The sequence below is a fragment of the Microbispora hainanensis genome, assembly GCF_006874475.1.
In the GTDB taxonomy this organism is placed as follows: Bacteria; Actinomycetota; Actinomycetes; order Streptosporangiales; family Streptosporangiaceae; genus Microbispora; species Microbispora hainanensis.
The window spans coordinates 12983-33499 of record NZ_VIRM01000046.1 but is presented as its reverse complement, the minus strand read 5'-3'; the positions used below and the strand labels follow the sequence as shown (position 1 = coordinate 33499).

Annotated in this window: 20 protein-coding genes; 14 read left to right on the top strand and 6 right to left on the bottom strand. The window is 71.1% G+C overall.

Annotated features, from left to right (window positions below; genetic code table 11):
• Window positions 1–8: 8 nt before the first annotated feature.
• On the top strand, window positions 9–662 hold the full coding sequence (locus tag FLX08_RS29495; protein WP_142623537.1) for a cyclase family protein: 654 nt from the start codon (window positions 9–11) through the stop codon (window positions 660–662).
• Window positions 663–680: 18 nt separating this feature from the next.
• Here the strand turns inward: FLX08_RS29495 and FLX08_RS29490 are convergent, their stop codons facing one another.
• Window positions 681–1022 (bottom strand): ester cyclase, encoded by a 342-nt coding sequence (locus FLX08_RS29490; RefSeq protein ID WP_142623536.1) that lies wholly within the window; start codon window positions 1020–1022, stop codon window positions 681–683.
• Window positions 1023–1112: 90 nt separating this feature from the next.
• Here FLX08_RS29490 and FLX08_RS29485 point away from each other — a divergent pair, with 90 nt between their 5' ends.
• Window positions 1113–1697, top strand: a complete 585-nt coding sequence (locus tag FLX08_RS29485) for a helix-turn-helix domain-containing protein (protein ID WP_142623535.1) — start codon at window positions 1113–1115, stop codon at window positions 1695–1697.
• A 192-nt stretch (window positions 1698–1889) separates the two neighbouring features.
• Here FLX08_RS29485 and FLX08_RS29480 read toward each other — a convergent pair whose 3' ends face one another.
• Window positions 1890–2381 (bottom strand): Lrp/AsnC family transcriptional regulator, encoded by a 492-nt coding sequence (locus FLX08_RS29480; RefSeq protein ID WP_030511698.1) that lies wholly within the window; start codon window positions 2379–2381, stop codon window positions 1890–1892.
• 228 nt (window positions 2382–2609) lie between these two features.
• Between FLX08_RS29480 and FLX08_RS29475 the strand changes: the two genes are divergently transcribed.
• From FLX08_RS29475 to FLX08_RS29440, 8 genes are all read left to right on the top strand, one after another.
• Entirely contained in the window at window positions 2610–4043 is a 1434-nt protein-coding gene (locus FLX08_RS29475; protein ID WP_142623534.1) for a gamma-aminobutyraldehyde dehydrogenase, read from the top strand.
• A gap of 51 nt (window positions 4044–4094) precedes the next feature.
• Complete coding sequence (locus FLX08_RS29470) at window positions 4095–5243, top strand: ABC transporter ATP-binding protein (protein ID WP_142623533.1); 1149 nt, start codon at window positions 4095–4097, stop codon at window positions 5241–5243.
• 124 nt (window positions 5244–5367) lie between these two features.
• A complete protein-coding gene (locus FLX08_RS29465; RefSeq protein WP_208761743.1) occupies window positions 5368–6627 on the top strand; it encodes a polyamine ABC transporter substrate-binding protein in 1260 nt (419 codons plus the stop codon).
• Window positions 6624–7487 (top strand): ABC transporter permease, encoded by an 864-nt coding sequence (locus tag FLX08_RS29460; RefSeq protein ID WP_142623532.1) that lies wholly within the window; start codon window positions 6624–6626, stop codon window positions 7485–7487. Before FLX08_RS29465 ends, FLX08_RS29460 begins: the two co-directional genes overlap by 4 nt.
• Window positions 7484–8275: an ABC transporter permease gene (locus tag FLX08_RS29455; protein WP_142623531.1), complete on the top strand. Its 792-nt coding sequence runs from the start codon at window positions 7484–7486 to the stop codon at window positions 8273–8275. The genes FLX08_RS29460 and FLX08_RS29455 overlap by 4 nt, the downstream gene beginning before the upstream one ends.
• Before the next feature lie 12 nt (window positions 8276–8287).
• On the top strand, window positions 8288–9682 hold the full coding sequence (locus FLX08_RS29450) for an NAD(P)/FAD-dependent oxidoreductase (protein ID WP_142623530.1): 1395 nt from the start codon (window positions 8288–8290) through the stop codon (window positions 9680–9682).
• Between the two features lie 100 nt (window positions 9683–9782).
• Window positions 9783–10010, top strand: a complete 228-nt coding sequence (locus FLX08_RS29445) for a CopG family transcriptional regulator (protein ID WP_244312984.1) — start codon at window positions 9783–9785, stop codon at window positions 10008–10010.
• Complete coding sequence (locus FLX08_RS29440) at window positions 10010–10402, top strand: type II toxin-antitoxin system VapC family toxin (RefSeq protein ID WP_142623528.1); 393 nt, start codon at window positions 10010–10012, stop codon at window positions 10400–10402. The genes FLX08_RS29445 and FLX08_RS29440 overlap by 1 nt, the downstream gene beginning before the upstream one ends.
• A 216-nt stretch (window positions 10403–10618) precedes the next feature.
• Here the strand turns inward: FLX08_RS29440 and FLX08_RS29430 are convergent, their stop codons facing one another.
• From FLX08_RS29430 to FLX08_RS29420, 3 genes are all read right to left on the bottom strand, one after another.
• A complete protein-coding gene (locus FLX08_RS29430; RefSeq protein ID WP_142623527.1) occupies window positions 10619–11491 on the bottom strand; it encodes a phosphotriesterase family protein in 873 nt (290 codons plus the stop codon).
• Window positions 11492–11562: 71 nt separating this feature from the next.
• Window positions 11563–12288: an SDR family oxidoreductase gene (locus tag FLX08_RS29425; protein ID WP_142623526.1), complete on the bottom strand. Its 726-nt coding sequence runs from the start codon at window positions 12286–12288 to the stop codon at window positions 11563–11565.
• A gap of 87 nt (window positions 12289–12375) precedes the next feature.
• A complete protein-coding gene (locus tag FLX08_RS29420) occupies window positions 12376–13017 on the bottom strand; it encodes a VC0807 family protein (RefSeq protein ID WP_142623525.1) in 642 nt (213 codons plus the stop codon).
• A gap of 339 nt (window positions 13018–13356) precedes the next feature.
• Between FLX08_RS29420 and FLX08_RS29415 the strand changes: the two genes are divergently transcribed.
• A complete protein-coding gene (locus tag FLX08_RS29415) occupies window positions 13357–14148 on the top strand; it encodes an LLM class F420-dependent oxidoreductase (RefSeq protein WP_244312983.1) in 792 nt (263 codons plus the stop codon).
• A gap of 123 nt (window positions 14149–14271) precedes the next feature.
• On the opposite strand, the gene leuE is transcribed toward FLX08_RS29415, so the two are convergent.
• Window positions 14272–14955, bottom strand: a complete 684-nt coding sequence (gene leuE / locus FLX08_RS29410; protein ID WP_142623523.1) for a leucine efflux protein LeuE — start codon at window positions 14953–14955, stop codon at window positions 14272–14274.
• A gap of 111 nt (window positions 14956–15066) precedes the next feature.
• On the opposite strand from leuE, the gene FLX08_RS29405 reads away from it, so the two are divergent.
• Genes FLX08_RS29405 through FLX08_RS29395 form a run of 3 tightly spaced genes read left to right on the top strand, consistent with a single transcriptional unit; the run spans window position 15067 to window position 20517 of the window.
• Complete coding sequence (locus FLX08_RS29405) at window positions 15067–16470, top strand: selenium-binding protein SBP56-related protein (protein WP_142623522.1); 1404 nt, start codon at window positions 15067–15069, stop codon at window positions 16468–16470.
• The gene (locus FLX08_RS29400; RefSeq protein WP_142623521.1) at window positions 16467–17069 is read left to right on the top strand and encodes a hypothetical protein; all 603 of its coding nucleotides are present in this window, start codon (window positions 16467–16469) and stop codon (window positions 17067–17069) included. The genes FLX08_RS29405 and FLX08_RS29400 overlap by 4 nt, the downstream gene beginning before the upstream one ends.
• A 58-nt stretch (window positions 17070–17127) precedes the next feature.
• Window positions 17128–20517, top strand: coding sequence for an AfsR/SARP family transcriptional regulator (locus FLX08_RS29395; protein WP_142623520.1), 3390 nt, complete (start codon window positions 17128–17130; stop codon window positions 20515–20517).

Here is a 20517-nt window from a genome sequence, read left to right as displayed (position 1 = left end):
GAGAAGCGGTGATCGTCGACCTGTCGGTGCCCGTCGTGAGCGGCATGCCCGTCTACCCCGGCGACCCGGAGGTGGAGATCGTGCCCGCCCTCACGGTGGCGGCCGAGGGCGTCAACGTCCTCGGCCTGCACCTCGGGTCGCAGTCCGGCACGCACGTGGACGCGCCGTTCCACATCGACGACGCGCTGCCCACGCTCGACGACCTGCCACTGGAACGCTTCCTCGGTCCGGCGGCGGTCCTCGACGCCCGGGGCCTGCCGCCGCGCGCGCCGGTCACCCCCTCCATGCTGGAGCCGGTGGCCGGGCGGCTGGCCCCGGGGACCGTCCTGCTGGTCGCGACCGGCTGGGACGAGCACTGGGGAACCCCGGACTACTCGGCCCACCCATACCTGGACGCGGAGACCGCCCGCCTGATCGTCGCCGCGGGCGTGCGGACCGTCGGCGTCGACGCGCTCAGCGTCGATCCCACCCCCGCTCCCGCCGATCTGCCGGCGCACCGCGTGTTGTGCGGCGCGCACGCCGTGATCGCGGAGAACCTGCGGGGCCTCGGCCCGCTCCTGGACGCCCAGGCCGCCGGCCGCCCGATCGAGGTCTCGCTGTTCCCGCTGCGCCTGGCCGGTGCCGACGGCGCTCCCGTCCGCGCCGTCGCCCGGATCGGCTGACCGGGGCTTCCCCAGGCGTCACCGCAGCGTGGAGACGCCCCAGAGTTCGGCGATCCGCTCGTTCTCGACCCGGAACATCTCGATGGCCTCCGGGGCGCGTCCCCGCTCGGTGGCCGGCGCCCCGGTCAGCGTGAACCGCACGACGACCTTGTCGCCCTCGGCCACCACGTCCTCGATCACCGTGTGCAGCTCCGGATGGCGATCGAGCATCGCCGACCAGGCTCGTCGTACGCTCTCCGGTCCGGTCGTCCCCATGGGATGGCTGACGAAGCCGGGAGCGAAGATCGTGCCGGTGGCCGCGAGGTCGCGGGTGTTGAACGCGTGGTGCATCCGATGGGCCAGTGCCCGCATGTCGTCCATGTGGCTCTCCTTACCGATCGTTCGGAAGGTGACCGTAATCGACTGACCGATCGTTCGGCAAGTACGGTGGGGCCCGGGGAAGGAGGACCGATGCAGGGGACGCAGGGCAGGGCCGCCGGGCGCCGCGGAGAGGACGGCGGCGAGACGCGCCGGCGGATCCTCGCGGTCGCGGCCGAGCTGTTCGCCACGAAGGGCTACGCGGGCACGTCGATCGCGGACATCGCCGCCCGCATGGAGATGAGCAAGGCGGCGCTCTACTACCACTTCACGTCGAAGGAGCAGATCCTCGACGAGCTGCTCGCGGCGCCGCTGGCCGCGTTCGCCCGCCTGGCCGAGCGCGCCGAGACGGGCGCGCACACCCCGGCCGAGCTGCTCGCCGCCGTCATCGACACCACGGTGGAGGCGCGTGCGCTGAGCGGCCTGATCGGCGGCGACCCGTCCGCGCAGGCGGTGGTGAACCGGTCGCGGCACGGGGACGCGCGCCGGATCAACGACGCGCTGGCCGCGGCGCTGGCGCGCGGCGCGCCGGGCGAGGGAGCGGCTGTGCGCGCCCAGGCCGCGCTGACGGTCGCCAAACAGGTCACGCTGACCGTGCTGGGAGACGGCGGGCCGATGAGCGCCGGCACCCGGGCCGAGATCCTCGCCGCCGCCCTGCGCGCCCTGGGCGCCACCTGAGCCGGCAACCTGCCGTCCGGCCGCCCGAGCAGGACGGAACCCCGGGCAGGACGCGAACCCGGGCAGGACGCGAACGAGAAGTCTCGTCGGCGTCGCCGGACTTCGCCTCAGGCGACGAGCCCGGCCGCGTCCGGTTCGGCTACCGGGACGTACCCCCGCCGACTGTGATGACGGCCGGGGCGGGGGCCGTGGTCAGTGCGTGCCCCAGGAGTAGGTCTGCTTGTGCAGCTTGAGGTAGACGAACGTCTCGGTCGCCCGCACGCTGGAGATCGCCCGGATCTTCCCCAGGATCTCCAGCAGGTGGGTGTCGCCCTCGCAGACGACCTCGACCATGATGTCGACCGACCCGGCCGTGAGCACCACGTAGTCGATCTCGGGGATCTGCGACAACTCGTCGGCGACCTGCTCCAGGTCGCCCTCGCACTTGATGCCGATCATGGCCTGGCGGGGGAAGCCCAGGGTGAGCGGGTCGGTGACGGCGACGATCTGCATGACGCCGAGGTCGAGCAGGCGCTGCACGCGCTGGCGCACCGCGGCCTCCGACAGCCCCACCGCCTTGCCGATGGCGGCGTACGGCTTTCGCCCGTCCATCTGAAGCTGCTCGATGATCTGCTTGGAGATCTCGTCGAGCACCACCGGCCCACCCTTCGCGGCAGCCGCGCGAGCCTTTGGCGGAGTCGTCATCCTCGGGGGGTGTCCTCTCTTGGCGGGCTTCGGCTTCGATCGCCGTAGCGACCTGGTGTTACACCATCGTTTTTGACATGTTGCGATCGTGGTCCGACATGTTGTCAGCTCCATCGCTCGCGTCAAGCGATTTCGTAGCAATTTGGTATCTTAGCGACGAAATCCCTTGTCGTAGGCTCTTTCCTCTGCCAGAGTCGCGACAACTCAGCCACCACCAGGAGGTCACCGGTGACCACCCGTCTCCAGAACTTCGTGAACGGGAAGTTCGTCGACGCCGCCAGCGGCCGTTTCTCCGACGTCGTAGACCCTACGACGGGGGAGGTATACGCCCAGGCACCGGTGTCGGGCCAGGAGGACGTCGACGCCGCGTACGCCGCCGCGACGGCCGCCTTCGAGACGTGGGGCCAGACGACCCCGGGCGAGCGCGCGGCGCTGCTGCTGAAGGTCGCCGACGCGATCGAGGCCCGCGCTGACGAGATCGACGAGGCCGAGTGCCGCAACACGGGCAAGCCCCGCGCGCGCATGGCCGAGGACGAGACCCCCATCGCCGCTGACCACTTCCGGTTCTTCGCCGGTGCGGCCCGCACCCTGGAGGGCCCGACCGCCGGTGAGTTCCTCGCCGACCACACCTCGATGATCCGGCACGAGCCTATCGGTGTCATCGGTCAGGTCACGCCGTGGAACTACCCGATGATGATGGCGGTGTGGAAGATCGCCCCCGCTCTCGCGGCCGGCAACACGGTCGTGCTCAAGCCGTCCGACACCACCCCGGTCTCCACGCTGAAGCTGGCCGAGATCCTCGGCGACGTCCTGCCCGCCGGGGTCTTCAACGTCGTGACCGGCGACCGGGAGACCGGCTCGCTGGTCGTCGGCCACCCGGCCGCGAACATGGTCGCGATCACCGGCTCGGTCGGCGCGGGCATGTCGGTCGCCAGGACGGCCGCCGACGACCTCAAGCGCGTCCACCTCGAGCTGGGCGGCAAGGCCCCGGTCGTGATCTTCGAGGACGTCAAGGACATCAAGGCCGTCGCCGAGGCGGTCGCCGGGGCGGGTCTCTACAACGCCGGCCAGGACTGCACCGCCGCCTGCCGCGTGCTCGTGCAGGAGAGCATCCACGACGAGTTCGCCGCGGCGCTGGCCGAGGCCGCCGCCGCCACCAAGCTGGGCGGCCACGAGGTCGAGGACGCCTACTTCGGGCCGCTGAACAACGCCGCCCAGCTCGCCCGGGTCGAGGGCTTCTTCCAGCGCCTCCCCGAGCACGCGAAGGTCCTCACCGGCGGCGCCCGGGTCGGCGACAAGGGCTTCTTCTTCGCCCCGACGGTCGTGGACGGGCTGAAGCAGGACGACGAGATGGTCCAGGACGAGATCTTCGGACCCGTCATGACCATCCAGACCTTCACCGACGAGGCCGACGCGCTGGCCAAGGCCAACGGCGTCCGCTACGGCCTGTCGAGCTCGGTGTGGACCACCGACCACGGCCGCGCGATGCGGATGTCCAAGCGGCTCGACTTCGGCATCGTCTGGGTCAACACCCACATCCCGTTCGTGTCCGAGATGCCGCACGGCGGCTTCAAGCACTCGGGCTACGGCAAGGACCTGTCCGTCTTCGGCCTGCACGACTACACGCGCGTCAAGCACGTGATGCACTACATCGGCGAATAGGCGCCATCGGCCGCGGCCGGACGCCTATCGAAAAAGAGGGATAAGCCTGGAATGACAGAGATCCAGGCGGGCTCGGGGGCGGCCGTCGCGGCCGCCCCCGTATCAGGAGACGTGCCCGCCATCGAACTCGACCACGTGGTCAAGGAGTACGTCTCGCACGGCGAGGTCGTACGGGCGGTCAAGGGCGTGAGCCTCGCCATTGCGGAGGGGGAGTTCTTCTCCCTCCTCGGCCCGTCGGGCTGCGGCAAGACCACCAGCATGCGAATGATCGCCGGGTTCGAGGACCCCACCCAGGGGGTCGTCAGGCTCCACGGGGAGGACGTCACGAACGTCCCGCCCAACAAGCGCGACATCAACATGGTGTTCCAGTCCTACGCGCTGTTCCCGCACATGAACGTCTGGGACAACGTCGCGTTCGGGCTCAAGCGCAAGAAGGTCCCCGACGCGGAGATCAAGCGCCGCGTCGGCGAGATCCTGGAGGTCGTCGACCTGGTCGGCCGCGAGAAGCGCCGGCCGAAGGAGATGTCGGGAGGCCAGCAGCAGCGCGTCGCGCTCGCCCGGGCCCTGGTCAACCGGCCCCGCGCGCTCCTGCTCGACGAGCCGCTCGGCGCGCTCGACCTCAAGCTCCGCCAGGCCATGCAGATCGAGCTCAAGCGCATCCAGCGCGAGGTCGGCATCACGTTCGTCTACGTGACACACGACCAGAGCGAGGCGCTGACGATGAGCGACCGCATCGCGGTCATGAACGACGGCCTCGTGGAGCAGCTCGCGGACCCTCGCGAGATCTACGAGCGGCCCGCGAGCAAGTTCGTGGCGGGATTCATCGGCACGTCCAACCTGCTGAGCGGCACCGTCCAGCAGATCACCGGCGACACCGCCGTGCTCGCGCTCGGCGCGGGCGACCGCATCCTCGTCCCCGCCGACGGCGCGCTCGCGGCCGGCGCCACCGTCGACCTCACGGTCCGGCCCGAGAAGATCAAGATTGCCAAGGGCCGGCCGGAGGGCGACCTCAGCCTGGTGCGGGGGACCGTCTCCGAAGTCGTCTACCTCGGCACCTCCAACAGCTATGTCGTGGCGCTCGGAGACGGCGCCGAGATCACGGTGTTCGAGCAGAACGCCCACGACAGCACGATCACCGCCGAACGCGGCGACACCGTCTGGCTCTCCTGGCAGCCCTGGCACTCCTACGCGCTGCGGTAGATCCCCCCCACCGGCTCCACCCGTCGAACCCCCGCCACGCATCCCCGCGACGCATTCCCCGCCACGAACCCCGAACCCCCCGGTACAGCGAACCCGGTTGAGCGAACCCGGAGCACGAACTCCTATGAACGACCCATACAGGCAGGACCCCGCCCTCCTCCGCGGCATGACCCAGCGCCGGCTCGGCAGGCGTGACGCCTTCCGGCTCGCCGGCCTGTCGGCCGCCGGGCTCGCTCTCGCCGCCTGCGGCGTGCAGGGCAAGGGCACGACCAGGCCGTCCTCCTCCGCACAGGCCCAGTCAGAGGTGGAGAAGTTCTGGTCGGGCAAGACGAAGAACGGCCACGTGGACTTCGCCAACTGGCCGCTCTACATGGACCCCAAGCAGCCCGAGCTCAAGCAGTTCACCCAGCAGACCGGCATCACGGTGAACTACAAAGAGGTCATCCTCGAGATGCCGAGCTGGTTCGCCAAGATCCAGCCGCAGCTCGCCGCCGGCCAGTCGATCGACTACGACCTCATGGTCGTCACCAACGGCCTGCACTTCGACCAGCTCGTGCAGCTCGGCTACCTGGCCCCGCTCGACCACTCCAAGCTGCCGAACTTCGCGGCCAACGCCGCGCCGGAGTACAAGAACGAGTCGTTCGACCCCGGCAACGTCTACAGCATTCCGTGGGCCTCCGGTATGACCGGCATCGCGTACAACCCGAAGTACGTGGACACCCCCCCGACCAGCATGGCCGACCTGTGGAACCCCAAATACAAGGGCAAGGTCGGCATGATGTCCGACTCCCAGGAGATCGCCAACTTCGGCCTGTTCGCGATCGGCGTGGACCCCGACAAGTCCACCGAGGCGGACTGGGAGAAGGCCGCGGCCAAGCTCCAGGAGCAGCGCGACGCCGGCATCGTGCGCAAGTACTACGACCAGGCGTACACCGACCCGCTCGCCAAGGGCGACATCTGGCTCACGATGGCGTGGTCGGGCGACGTCTTCCAGAAGAACGTCTCCGACGGCACGGACCTCAAGTTCGTGGTCCCGCAGGAGGGCGGCACCATCTGGACCGACAACATGACGATCCCGAAGACCGCCACCAACCCGGTCGACGCGATCATGCTGATGGACTTCTTCTACGACGTGAACATCGCGGCGCACCTCGCGGAGTACATCAACTACGTGACGCCGGTCCCGGCCGCCAAGGACGTCATCGCCGCCGACGCCGCCAAGGCCACGGGCGACGACAAGAAGCTCCTGGAGGAGGTGGCGAGCAGCCCGCTGGTGTTCCCGAGCGAGCAGGACTCCGCCAGGCTCCGCAACTACGTGAACTTCAAGACGCCGCAGGAGCAGAAGAAGTTCGAGTCCATCTTCCAGGCGATCACGACGTCATGAGCAGGCTCAGGGCTTCGCTGACGCCATACCTGCTGCTCTTCCCGGGCACGCTCTGGCTGGCGATCTTCTTCGTCATCCCGACGGTCGTCATGCTGTCGCTCTCGCTGCAGTCGGGCGACGTGGTCAACGGCTACGCGTTCACCTTCAACTGGCACAGCTACGTCGACGGGATCGGCACCTACCACGACCAGATCATCAGGTCCCTGGTGTACGGCGTGATCTCGACGGTGATCCAGATCGTCATCGGGTTCCCCGTGGCGTACTGGATCGCCTTCAAGGGCGGCACCCGCAAGTCGGTCTACCTGTTCCTCCTGCTGCTGCCCTTCCTGGTGTCGTTCGTGCTGCGCACCATCTCGTGGCAGTTCTTCCTGTCCGACAACGGCATGCTGCTCGGGCCGCTGAAGTCGCTGGGCCTGGTGCCGGAGGACTTCCACATCCTCGCCACGAGCGCGGCGGTGATCGGCGGCCTGGCCTACAACTTCCTGCCGTTCATGATCCTGCCGATGTACGTGGCGCTGGAGCGGATCGACCCGCGCGTCCTGGAGGCCGCGCAGGACCTCTACGCGAGCAAGGTGCAGACCTTCCTGCGCGTGGTGCTGCCGCTGTCGCTGCCGGGCGTGTTCGCCGGCGTGCTGATGACGTTCGTCCCGGCCACGTCGGACTACGTCAACGCCTCCGTGCTCGGCGGCACCAGCAACACGATGATCGGCAACGTCATCCAGAACCAGTTCCTGGTCAACCAGGACTATCCGACCGCCTCGGCGCTGTCGTTCACGCTGATGGCCCTGCTGCTCGTGGGCATCTTCGCGTACGCCAAGGCGCTCGGCACCGAGGACGTGCTGGAGGTGGCGGCGCGATGAAGGGTGGCCTGCTGCGGGGCCGCGGCCTGCAGATCTACACCTGGCTGGTGATCGCGTGGCTCGTGCTGCCGATCGCCGTGATGATCCTGTTCGGCTTCAACGACACCAAGGGCCGCTACAACACGGCCTGGCAGGGTTTCACGTTCAAGTGGTACGGCAAGCTGTTCGAGATCGGCGACCTCACCCAGGCGCTGGTGAACTCGCTGCTCATCGCCGTGCTGACGATGCTGATCGCCGGGGTGCTCGGGTCGTTGATCGGTCTGGCGCTCGGCCGCTATCGCTTCCGCGGCTCCGGGGCGATGAACCTCGTGATGTTCGCGGCGATCTCCTGCGCCGAGATCGTGATGGGCGCGTCGCTGCTGTCGCTGTTCGTCACGCTCGCGGTGCCGCTCGGCTTCTGGACGATCCTGATCTCGCACGTCATGTTCTCGATCTCGTTCGTGGCGGTGACCGTGCGGGCCCGGGTGATGACGCTCGACTCCTCTCTCGAGGAGGCCGCCCGCGACCTCGGCGCGGGGCCGTGGACGACGTTCCGGCTGGTCACCCTGCCGATGATCTTCCCGGGCGTGCTGGCGGGCTCGATGCTGGCCTTCGCGCTGTCGATCGACGACTTCGTCATCACCAACTTCAACTCCGGCGGCACCATGACGTTCCCGCTGTGGATCTGGGGCGCCACCCGGGTGGGCCTGCCGCCGCAGGTGAACGTCATGGGAACACTGATCTTCGCGGCAGGTGTGCTGATCGCCGTCGTCAACGCCCTCCTGGCCCGCCGCCGCGCCAACGCGTGAGGAAGTGAGACCGTGGTTCCGTCGAAGGCGCTCGCCGACGCGGAGCGCAAGCCGTACTGGCTGGACCGGCCGATCGCGCCCGAGCCGCTGCCCCCGCTGACGGGGGACGTCACGGCCGACCTGGCGGTTGTCGGCGGCGGGTTCACCGGCCTGTGGACCGCGCTGATGGCCAAGGAGCGCGACCCCTCGCTCGACGTGGTCCTCCTGGAGGGCCGCGCGGTCGGGTGGGCCGCCTCCGGCCGCAACGGCGGGTTCTGCGCCGCCAGCCTGACCCACGGTCTCGGCAACGGGCAGGACCGCTGGCCCGCGGAGATCGCGGCGCTGGAACGGCTCGGCCGGGAGAACCTCGACGAGATCGAGGCGACCCTCGCCCGTTATGGCGTCGACTGCTCCTTCGAACGGACCGGGGAGCTGCGGGTGGCCACCGAGGAGTGGCAGCTCGCCGGGCTCGACGAGGAGGTGAGCGGGGCGGCCTCGCTCGGCGTCCGGCTGGATCGGCTCGACCGCGAGCAGGTGCGGGCCGAGGTGGACTCCCCGACGTACCTCGGAGGCGTGTGGGACCGCGAAGGCGTCGCCATGGTCGACCCGGCGCGGATGGCGTGGGGGCTGCGCGACGTCTGCGTGCGGCTCGGCGTGCGCGTCTTCGAGCACACGCCGGTGCGCGCCTTGCACGACGACGGCGTCGCGCTCGAACTGGAGGCGCCGAAGGGGCGGGTCAGGGCCGGGCGGGTGGCGCTCGGCACCGGCGCCTTCCCGCCGCTGCTGCGCCGGCTCAAGCACTTCCTCGTGCCGGTGTACGACTACGCGCTGATGACCGAGCCGGTGCCGGCCGACCTGCTGGCGGAGGTCGGCTGGCGGGGCCGCCAGGGCATCGGCGACTCGGCCAACCGGTTCCACTACTACCGGCTGACCGACGACAACCGGATCCTGTGGGGCGGCTACGACGCCGTCTATCACAACGGCGGCCTGGTCAAGCCGGAGTACGAGCAGCGCGACGCCACCTTCGAGAAGCTCGCCACGCACTTCTTCGAGACGTTCCCGCAGCTCCACGGCCTGCGCTTCACGCACAGGTGGGGCGGGGTCATCGACACCTGCAGCCGGTTCAGCGCCTTCTTCGGCACCGCGTACGGCGCACGCCTCGCGTACGCGGCCGGATACACGGGCCTCGGCGTGGGGGCCACCCGCTTCGGGGCCAACGTCATGCTCGACCTGCTGCAGGGCCGGGTGACCGAGCGGACGGACCTGCGGATGGTGCGGCAGAAGCCGCTGCCCTTCCCGCCCGAGCCGGTGCGGTCGGGCGTCATCCAGCTGACCCGCTGGGCCATCGCCCGGGCCGACGAGCACGAGGGCCGCCGCAACGCCTGGCTGCGCACCCTCGACGCCTTCGGCGTCGGCTTCGACTCCTGAGGTCATCTGCAGGTGGCAGGCAGTGTGTCAGCTCGATGAGCGGCGGGGTTCTACTACCAGAGGTAGCATGCATCGTATGAGCGGTAGTAAGAAGTACTCCGTGAGCCTGCCTGAGGAGCTTGCCGAGGCGATCCGTGCCCAGGTCGGACCGGGTGGGTTCTCCGCCTATGTCGCCGAAGCCCTGGAGCATCGGGTTGCCATGGACAAGCTTCGCGAGATCGTGGCCGACTTCGAGACCGACAACGATCCGCTGACGCGCGAGGAGATCGACGCGGCGCGTGCCCTCCTGCGTCACGACCACAGGGACAAGGGCGGGGCGGCCGCCTGATGCCGGGCACGCTCGTCCTGGACAGTGAGGGCCTGTCACGGCTCTACCGCAAGGACCGCAGCGTGCTGGCCCTTCTCGCGGCCGCGGAGGAGGAGGGCGTACGTGTCGTGACCACAGTGATGACCACGCTCGAGGCCGACGATGAACGGGTGCATCCGGCACGGGTCCGATGGGTTCTGTCGCGCATCGACGTCCTCGACGTCACCCGGGGACTGGGAGCCGAGGCGGCGGCGCTGCTGCGTGCCCATCGCCTTCGCGGTCACAGGTACGCGATCGACGCCGTCCTGGCCGCGATCGCGCGCGTCGCGGCCCGTCCGGTCACGGTCCTGACCTCCGACCCCGCGGATCTCACGCCACTCTGCGGCGGCGACGTCGAGATCGTCAAGATCTAGTGCGTGAGCTCGCGCTGGACCGGATCACGCTGGCGGCCGCGCATGAACTCGCCCATCTCGGCGTCAGCGCCGACGTCGTCAACCCGGGGCCCGTGGACACAGGGTGGATGTCGGATGAGGTACGGGCGAGATGCCTCGCGCAGACACCACGGGGCCGCCCGCTGGGCAGTCCCGGCGCCCGTTCCGTGCGCTCGCGCTGCCGATCCGCGCGCCGCGTCAGGCGGTGAGCCAGCGGAGCGGATTCTCGTGGGTGATGAGACGCAGCGTGTCGTCGTCCACGCCGACCTCTCGCAGGGCCGGGAGGACCGTGGAGAACAGCCGGCCGTAGCCCTGCCCGCCGTAGCCGGACAGGTGCTCCCGCAGGCGTACGCCGCTGCTGAGCAGTACGCGCTCGGCGTGCCCGCCATCGAGGAGGGTGAGGACGTCCTCGGCGTCGTCCACGCTCACGTACGCCCCGGTCTCGGCGATCTTGCGCTGGACCAGCGGGTCGCCGGAGCGGGCGGCCAGGCGCCGGGCGGGGACGTTCTGCGACAGCAGGAGCTCCAGCAGTTCTAGGCCGCCCGTCGCCACGGGGAGGTCGGTGCGCAGGGAGGCGCGGGCGGCGGCGGTGACGGCCCGCTCCTCGGCCGGGGCGGGCGTCTCGTCCCACGCGTCGGCGACGATGACGCCCGGTCGTGCGCCCGTCCCGTCGAGCCCGGCGCCGATCTCGTGCAGCAGGTCGGCGGTCAGGTCCTCCACGCCATACCGCGTGATGGCCTCACCCGCGAACGGCTGCGCGGCGAACCCCGTGGCGGCCACGATCGGGACCCGCGAGGCCATCGAGATCCGGGCGAGCGCGGCGGGGTCGCGGGCCATGCCGATGCAGCTGTGCTCCACGATCAGGCCCAGCGCCTGCTCCCTGCCGAGGTTCTTGACCTCGGCCAGCACATATCGCTCCTCGTCCAGCCACCGATGGGGATCGGAGTCCACGCCGATCCCCCAGCGGGTGTCGGTGCGCAGGTGCTCGTACGGCAGCACCGGCCCGTCGATCTCGGCGACGGGGACGGCGCCCGTGACGGTCTGGATACGGGGAAAATATGCGCCGGACATGAACGGACATTAACCGATTTTTCGCCGAAACAGCTCGCGAATCACATGATTCTTTAGTTCGACCGGCGGAATCAGCTCATCGTCTTGCCGCCGTTGACGGCGAGCCGCTGGCCGGTGACGAACCGGGCGCCGGGGGAGGCGAGGAACGCCACCGCCTCGGCCACGTCCATCGGCACGCCCATGTGCCCCAGCGGGACGTCGCTCAGATAGCCGGTGTAGTCCTCCGGGGGGACGTCCGCGTGCCGCTCCACCGGGATCCAGCCGGGCTCGACGGTGTTCACCGTGATCCCGTACGGCCCCAGCTCCCGGGCCCACGACCGGGTGAGCCCGTGCATCGCGGCCTTGGCGGCGACGTAGTGCCCGAACTCCGGGTTGCCGAGGTCGGTGACCTCGCTGCCCACGTTGACGATCCGGCCGGAGCCGGCCTCGCGCATGCCGGGCAGCACGGCCTGCAGGATCAGCAGCGGGGCCTTGACGAAGAAGCGGAGCTGGCCGAGGTGGTCCTCCCAGGTCTGCTTCTCCACCGGCACCAGCGGCTGAGGGCCGGTGGCGTTGTTGACGACCACGTCGACAGGCCCGATCGCGGCCACGCCCTCCCGTACGGACTCCTCGTCGGTGACGTCGAACCTGGCCAGGACGGCCGAGCCGCCGCCGGCGGCGATGCGGTCGACGACGGCGGAGGCCCCGGCCGTGTCGTTGGCGTAGTTGACGGCGACATGCCAGCCGTCCGCGGCGAGTCGTTCGGCGATGACGGCGCCCAGACCTCGTGAGGCGCCGGTGACCAGTGCGTTACCCATGACATGCGTCCCTATCACAGGTCGCGTGGCGTCCGGCGCCTGGCACCCGCGCGGCGACGGGGCGGTGCGCAGGCACAGGCGGGAGGACTAACGGGTGACCGCCGGGGCCTCGGTGTGCAGCCGCCCCAGGACCCGGCGGAACGCCCAGACGGACGCCGCGAACGCCAGGCCGGTGACGACGGCCACGGCGGCGGTGCGGATGATCAGGTAGTCGCCGATCGACTCGTGCAGCAGCAGCCAGATGCTCATGGCCGAGTTGGCCAGGAGGACGAACGCCCACAGCAGGGTGATCCGGGCGAAGAAGGTGCGGACGCGCTCGTGCCGCAGCACGAACGACGGCAGGTGGATGTAGTCGAGCGTGAGCCGCTGGACCAGCGGGCGGCGCATCCGCACCGACGCCAGCAGCACCATGCTGATGCAGATCGTGCCGAGCTCCGGCTGGATGAAGTAGAGGACGGGACTGCCGGTCCACAACCCGATCACGGTGCGGAAGGTGATCGCGATCGTCGCCATGATCATCGTCCCCGGCACGGGCTGACGCCGGACGAGCCGCCACAGGACGCCCAGGTAGACCCACGACACCGCGGCCATCAGCGCGCCGCGCAGGCCGAGCACCGCGAGGGCCGCGTAGAAGACCACGAGGGGAGCCACCACGCCTTCGAGGAGCCTGGGCACCGCCTGCTTGATCAGCGCGGTGAGCCGTGGCAGGGCGAAGGGTGCGTGGTTCATGGCGACTCCAACGGGCCGGTGGGGGAGACCGACGCTGTAGTTGGGCAACGCGCCTACCCGGACATAACGGATGGAAACTCCCGGGTTGGGCGGCATCGTCGGTGGCTTACCGTACCTGACCGTCACGCCCGCGGGGGCCGAATGGCGGACCGCCCCCGCGCTTCATAACGGTACGGTATGCCTCCCGTAGGCGTCATGGTCGATGGAGAACCTCTGATCAGCGCATTACCAGGGGGTGCAGGGGGCTTTTCCCGGCGGACAGGGAACGCGGGTTACGTTGACGGCATGGACTCGGGTTTCGGCTACTTCGCAGCGGATTATGCGGTTCGTCCTGATTCCTTGGCCCGGCTCGTCGAGCAGCGCGGCCACACGGCGCTGCTGTTCACCGAGCACACGCACATCCCGGTGCCACCCGCCGGCCAGACGCCGAAGGACCAGGAGGGAGGCGAGCTGCCTCCGCGCTACTGGCACAGCTACGACCCGTTCATCGCCTCCATGGCCGCGGGCGCGGCGACGACGCGGCTGCGCGTGGGCACGGCCATCTGCCTGGTGCCCGAGCACGAACCCATCAGCCTGGCGAAGACGGTGGCGAGCGTGGACAACCTGACCGGCGGGCGGTTCGAGTTCGGCGTCGGCGCCGGATGGCAGCGTGAGGAGCTGCGCAACCACGGCGTCGACCCGGCCCGCCGCTTCGCCGTCATGCGGGAGCGCGTGCGGGCGATGCAGGAGATCTGGACCCGTGACGAGGCCGAGTTTCACGGCGACTTCGTGTCCTTCGATCCGATCTGGTCGTGGCCCAAACCGGCGCAGAAGCCCTACCCGCCGATCCTGGTGGGCGGCGCCGGGCCGCGCGTCTTCGACCGTGTGCTCGGTTATGGGGACGCGTGGCTGCCCAACTACGGCCCCGGAATCCTGGAGCGCATCCCCGAGCTGTTCCGGCGGGCCGAGGAGGAGGGCAAGGACGTCGAGGTCATCGTGGTGTCCGTGCCGGCCGACCCGGACGTGCTGGAGCGGTGCGAGAAGGCCGGGGTCGCCCGGGTGATGCCCTGGTTGCCGTCGGCCGGGTGGGACCGGATCCAGCGGGCGATGGACGCCTTCGAGAACGCCCTCGCCGACATGCGCGGCGAATGAGCCCGCCGGATGAGCCCGCCGGATGAGCCGGCCGGATGAGCCGGCCGGATGAGCCGGCCGGATGAGCCGGCCGGATGAGCCGGCCGGATGAGCCCACCGAATGAGCGCGGCCTGTGGTGGGTGTCAGCTCAGGGTCGCGGTGGCCAGCTTGGCGCCGAAGCCGAGGAAGAGCGCGCCGACCCCCGAGGTGAGCCCGGCGGTCAGCTTGCGGCGGCGCCGGAAGTGGGCCGCGAGGAACGTGCCGCCGAAGATGAGCGTGCTCAGGTAGGTCACGCTGAAGATCTGCACGATCAGCGCCAGGATCAGGAACGACAGCGCCGGCGCGCCGTACGACGGGTCCACGAACTGCACGAAGAACGCCACGAAGAACAAGATGGCCTTGGGGTTGAGCAGGCTGATCGTGAACGCCTTGCGGAAGGGGCTGCGCACCGGCGCCGGCTCGGTTGTCGCGGCGGCCTGGGCCGTCTCCGCGACCGGGGCGGCCGCGGCCCCGTCGCGGGAGGCGCGCAGGGAGCGCCAGGCGCCGCGGAGCATGCCGAAGCCGATCCACGCCAGATAGATCGCGCCCGAGTACTTCACGATCGAGAACAGGACGGGCGTCGACTTCAGCAGCGACGCGACCCCCGCGGCCGACAGGAACATGAGGACCGAGTCACCGGCGAAGACCCCGGCCGCCGCCCGGTAGCCCTGTCGCACGCCGCGCTGCGCGGCGGTGGACAGCACGAAGAGCGAGTTGGGCCCCGGAAGCAGGATGATCAGGAACGTTCCCGCGATGTAGGTCCAGATGTTGGTGATACCGAAGAACATGCTCGCTCCCGTCACGAAATCGCATGTCCTGTTATAGCCCTATCCAGGCACCGGTCACAGTCAGTAGATTCCTATTGACTTGGTAGAGAACGCGGGAGAATCCTGGGATGCATGACGTTGTGGAAGCCTGACCCCACGTTCTATCCCTCGCCGCGGGACGCCGCCGAGGCGCCGCCGGAGAAGCGGGCCTACGTGGCCGCCTTCGACCGGTCGGCCCAGCGGCCCGACGCGCTCGCCGTGCTCGACACCGATCCCGGCTCCCCGTCGTACGGGACCGTGGTGGGCTGGACCGACCTGCCGTACACGGGGGACGAGCTGCACCACTTCGGCTGGAACGCCTGCAGCAGCGCGCTGTGCCCCTACGCCCCGCACCCCCACGTCGAGCGGCGCTACCTCATCGTCCCAGGCCTGCGGTCGTCGCGGATCTACGTCTACGACACCAAGGACCGGGTCAGCCCCGAGCTCGTGAAGGTCATCGAGGCCGAGGAACTGGGCAAACGGGCCGGCTACTCCCGTCCGCACACCGTGCACTGCGGCCCAGAGGGCCTGTACGTCAGCGCGCTCGGCGGCTACGGCGACGACGGGCCCGGCGGCATCGCGATCCTCGACCACAACTCGTTCGAGGTGCTGGGCCGCTGGGAGGTCGATCGCGGCCCGCAGTACCTCGCGTACGACTTCTGGTGGCACATCAACCACGACGTGCTGATCACCTCCGAGTGGGGCACGCCGTCCATGATCGAGGACGGGGTGGTCGGCGAGCTGCTGCTCGGCCGCAAGTACGGCCACAAGATCCACTTCTGGGACCTGCGCAAGCGCAAGCACGTCCAGGAGGTGGACCTCGGCGACCAGCACCAGATGACGCTGGAGCTGCGCCCCGCCCACGACCCGACCAAGACGTACGGCTTCGCCTCGGTCGTCGTCAGCGTCGAGGACCTGTCGGCCTCCGTGTGGCTGTGGCACAGAGATGTCGGGCACGGGGACGGCTCCCGCTGGGCGGCGCAGAAGGTGATCACGATCCCGGCCGAGCCGGCCTCGCCCGACGACCTGCCCGACGTGCTCAAGCCGTTCGGCGCGGTGCCGCCACTGGTGACCGACATCGACCTGTCTGTGGACGACCAGCGCCTGTACGTGTCGTGCTGGGGCACCGGCGAGCTCAAGCAGTATGACGTGTCCGACCCGTTCAAGCCGGTCGAGATCGGCTCGGTCCGCCTCGGCGGCATCGTGCGGCGGGAGGCGCACCCGGCCGCGCCGGACGAGCGGCTCTCGGGCGGCCCGCAGATGGTCGAGGTGAGCCGCGACGGCCGCCGGGTCTACGTCACCAACTCGCTGTACGGCGCCTGGGACGACCAGTTCTACCCGGACGGCGTGGGCGCCTGGATGGCGAAGATCGACGCCGAGCCGTTCGCGCTCGACGAGCGGTTCTTCCCGCACGGCGACGACTTCCGCGGCCTGCGCCCGCACCAGGTCCGGCTGCAGGGCGGCGACGCGTCCTCCGACTCCTACTGCTACCCGTGACCCTGACCGCGGTCATCCTGCTCGGGGCCTTCCACGGGATCAACCCCGCGATGGGCTGGCTGTTCGCCGTCGCCCGTGGGTTGCAGGAGCGCAGCCGCGACCTGCTGCTGCAGTCCCTGCCGGTCATCGCGCTGGGCCACCTCGCGTCGGTGGCTCTCGTGGTGCTCGCCGTGTCGGCGACCGGGTCGATCGTGACGGCCACGGCCCTCTCGATCGGGGCGGGCGTCGTGCTCGTCGGGTTCGGCCTGTGGCATCTGCTCTCCCGGCGGCACTTCCGCTGGGTGGGCATGCGGCTGTCGCTGCCGCAACTGGCCGCCTGGTCGTTCCTGATGTCGTCGGTGCACGGCGCGGGCCTGATGCTGCTGCCCGTGCTGACCCGCATGCCCGCCGCGGGTCACCACGGGCACGCCCTGTCGGGCGGCATGCTCGTCGCCGGGGTGCACACGCTCGCGATGTTCCTCACGGCGACCGTCGTCGCCGTCGTGGTGTACGAGTTCCTCGGCGTCGCCGTCCTGCGCCGGGCCTGGTTCAACCTCGACAGGATGTGGGCCTTCGCCCTGGTGGGGGCCGGTGTCGTCACCCTCGTGGGCGCCGTCTGAGTGACCGCGTGACGGGCGGGCGACGCGGCCTCCCGGACGGCTGGCAGGATAGTCCGGCGTGCGGGTTCGTCTCCTCGGCGCGCTCGAGGTCCTCGACGACGACGGGGCGCCGGTCGCCGTCGCGGGCACGCGCGTGCGCGCGTTGCTGGCCGTGCTGGCCCTGCGGCCCGGCCGCCTCGTCCCGGCCGACCGGCTCGTGGACGCGCTGTGGGATGACGACCTGCCGGCCAACGTGGCGAACGCCCTGCAGACGCTGGTTAAACGCCTGCGCGCGGCGCTCGGGCGGCCGCACGCGGTGCTGTGGCGCGACGGCGGCTACGTGCTCGACCTCGACCCGCCGCGGGTCGACGCCCACGTGTTCCTGCGGCTGACCCTGCCGTACGCCACGGGCACGCTGCCGGACGAGGTGACGGACGCGGAGACCGCGTGCGGGGAGCTGGACGCGGCGCTGGCGTTGTGGCGCGGGCCCGCCCTCGCCGACCTGCGCGCGGTGCCCTACCTCGCGGCCGCGGCGGCCCGGCTGGAGGAGCGGCGGCTGGCAGCGGTCGAGGCCCGCGCCGCCGCGCACCTCGCGCTCGGCCGCGAGGTGGACCTGTCGGCCGAGGCGGCCGCCCATCCGCTGCGCGAACGGCTGTCCGCCCTGGCGATGCGCGCGCTCGCCCGCTCGGGCAGGCAGGCGGACGCCCTCGCCCTCTGGGAGCGGGTCCGCCGTGCGCTCGCGGACGACCTCGGCGTCGACCCGGGGCCGGAGCTGCGGGCCGCCCATCTCGACGTACTGCGCGGGCAGGAGGATCCGCTCGCGCCCAGCCCGCCGCCGAAGCGCACGCCCAGCGCCCCCGACGCCCCCGACGGCGTGGCCGCCCCCGGCACGCGCGCGGGCAGGGTGTGGGCGCCCCCGACGACGTTCGTGGGCCGCGAGGAAGAGGTCACGCGTCTCACGGCCCTGCTGCGGAACTCGCGGCTGGTCACGGTCGTCGGTCCGGGCGGGGCGGGCAAGACGCGCCTCGCGGTCGAGACCGCCCTGCGCGTCGCCCCGGCCGGCCCCGCCGAGCACCGGTACGGGTACGGAACCGGTGGTTCCGCAGAGAGCGGGCGTGGCGAGGGCCACTGCGGTGAGGTCGGGTGCGGTGAGGTCGGGCGCGGTGAGGGCCACTGCAGTGAGGGCGCGTGCAGTGAGGGCGCGTGCGGTGGGGGCGCGTGCGGCGAGGGCGCGTGGCTGGCCGAGCTGGCTCCCCTGACGGACCCCGCCGACGTCGTGCGGTCCGTGCTCGAAACGCTGGGCGTCGCCGCCGAGCCGCGGGTGGGCGGCGACTGGCGGCACGACCCGCCGGACCCGGCCGAACGCCTGGTCGCCGCCCTCTCCGGACGCGAGCTGCTGCTCATCCTCGACAACTGCGAACACGTGATCGACGCCGCGGCGGGCCTGGCCGAGCTGGCGCTGCGCCGCTGCCCGGGAGTGCGCGTGCTGGCGACCAGCCGCGAGCCGCTCGGCGTGCCGGGGGAGACGCTCGCCCCGATCCCGCCCCTCGGCCTGCCCCCGGAGGGCGTCACCAGCGTCACCCCCCGCGAGGCGGGCGAGTATGCCGCCGTACGCCTCCTGGTCGACCGGGCCCGCGCGGTGAGTCCCGGCTTCGCCCTCGACGAGCACACGACCCCGCACGTCGTGACGATCTGCCGCCGCCTCGACGGGATGCCGCTGGCCATCGAACTGGCCGCGGCGCGGATCAGGGCGCTCGGCCCCGAACGGCTCGCGGCCCGCATCGACGACCGGTTCCGCCTGCTGACGGGCGGGAGCCGTACGGCCCTGCCCCGGCACCGGACGCTGAGCGCGGTGGTCGAGTGGAGCTGGGACCTGCTCGCGCCCGAGGAGAGGACGCTGGCCGAGCGGCTCGCGGTGTTCGCGGGCGGGGCCACGCTGGACGACGCGGAGCCGGTCTGCGGGGGCGACGGCCTCGACGTGGTGGCGGTGCTGCCGTCGCTGGTCGACAAGTCTCTCCTGGAGACGCCGGGCGACGGCCGGTTCCGGATGCTGGAGACGATCCGCGCGTACGCGCTGCGACGGCTGACGGACAGCGGTGAGCTCGACCGTTATCGGCGGCGGCACGCGGCGCACTTCCTGCGGCTGGCCGAGGAGGCCGAGCCGCGCCTGCGCGGAGCCGGGCAACTGGAGTGGATGGCCAGGCTGACCGCCGAACAGGACAACCTGAACGCCGCCCTGCGCTGGGCCGTCGACTCCCGGGAGACGGAGACCGCGCTGCGTCTGTGCGGCACGATGAGCTGGTATTGGTGGCTGCGCGGACATCGCGGTCAGGCGGCCGTCTGGGCCGGGCAGGTGCTCGACCTCGTCCCCGAGGGCCCGCCCGCCGGGCTGGTGCGCGCCTACGCCGGGTGCCGGTTCGCGGTCACGGTCACGCGGCTGGGCACGATCTGGACGGAGCCCCACCGGATCGAGGAGATCCGCCGGGAGCTCGGCGACCTCATCGAGGAGGCCCTCCGCGAGGGTCCGGTGCATCCGATGCTGCCGATCCTGCGGGCGGTCGTGGCGGCGATCGCCGGACGCGGGGAGGAGGCGGCCGCGATGCTCGACGCGTACGCCGGCTCGGACGATCCCTGGCTGGCCGGCTCGGCGCTCATGATCAGGGGCGGCTCGCTGGGGCCGCACGGCGGCAGCGAACGGGACGTCGCGGAGGCGGTGCGCAGGTTCCGCGCGCTGGGGGAGCGCTGGGGGCTCAGCGAGGCCCTGCTCACGCTGGCCACGCTCCGCGCCCGCCGGGGCGCGGCGACGACCGACCTGATCGACGAGATCGCCGGGCTGACGGCGGGGTGGGTCAGCGCGGACGACATGATCTCCACCCTCACCCGCCTGGCCGAGCTGCGCCTTCAGGCGGGCGACCACGAGGGCGCGGCGGCGGACGTGGCGGCGGCCCGCTCGCACGTGGCCGCCGGCGTCTCGCCGTACGCGCTGGTGCAGGTGAGCATGGGCGAGGCGAATGTGGCGCGGAGCGGGGGCGATCTCGACGGCGCGGTGGCGGCGTACGAGAAGGCGCTGTCCGCGCTGGAGGCCGGCCCCGCCATCCCGCAGCAACTCGCCTCGGCGTACGCCGCGTATGGCAGGACGCCGCTGGCCAAGGGCGACCTCGTCGACGCGCTCGCACGTCACCACCAGGCGCTGGACGCCCTCGGCGCCGCCCCTGACCCGCCGGTCCTCTCGACCGTGCTGGCCGGGATGGCCATGATCGCCCTGGCCGGGGGCGACGCGGTGCGGTCCGCGGCGCTCTTCGGCGCGGCCGACGCCGCCCACCAGGGCTGGCGGGCGGACCCCGAGGCCGCCGCGGCGCTGGAGTCCGCGCGCGAGGCCGCGGGCCCGGCCTTCGACGCCGCCTACGAGCGGGGCCGTACGGCGTCGCGCGAGGACTTGGGCCTGCCCGTCACCGGCAGCAGCAGGTAG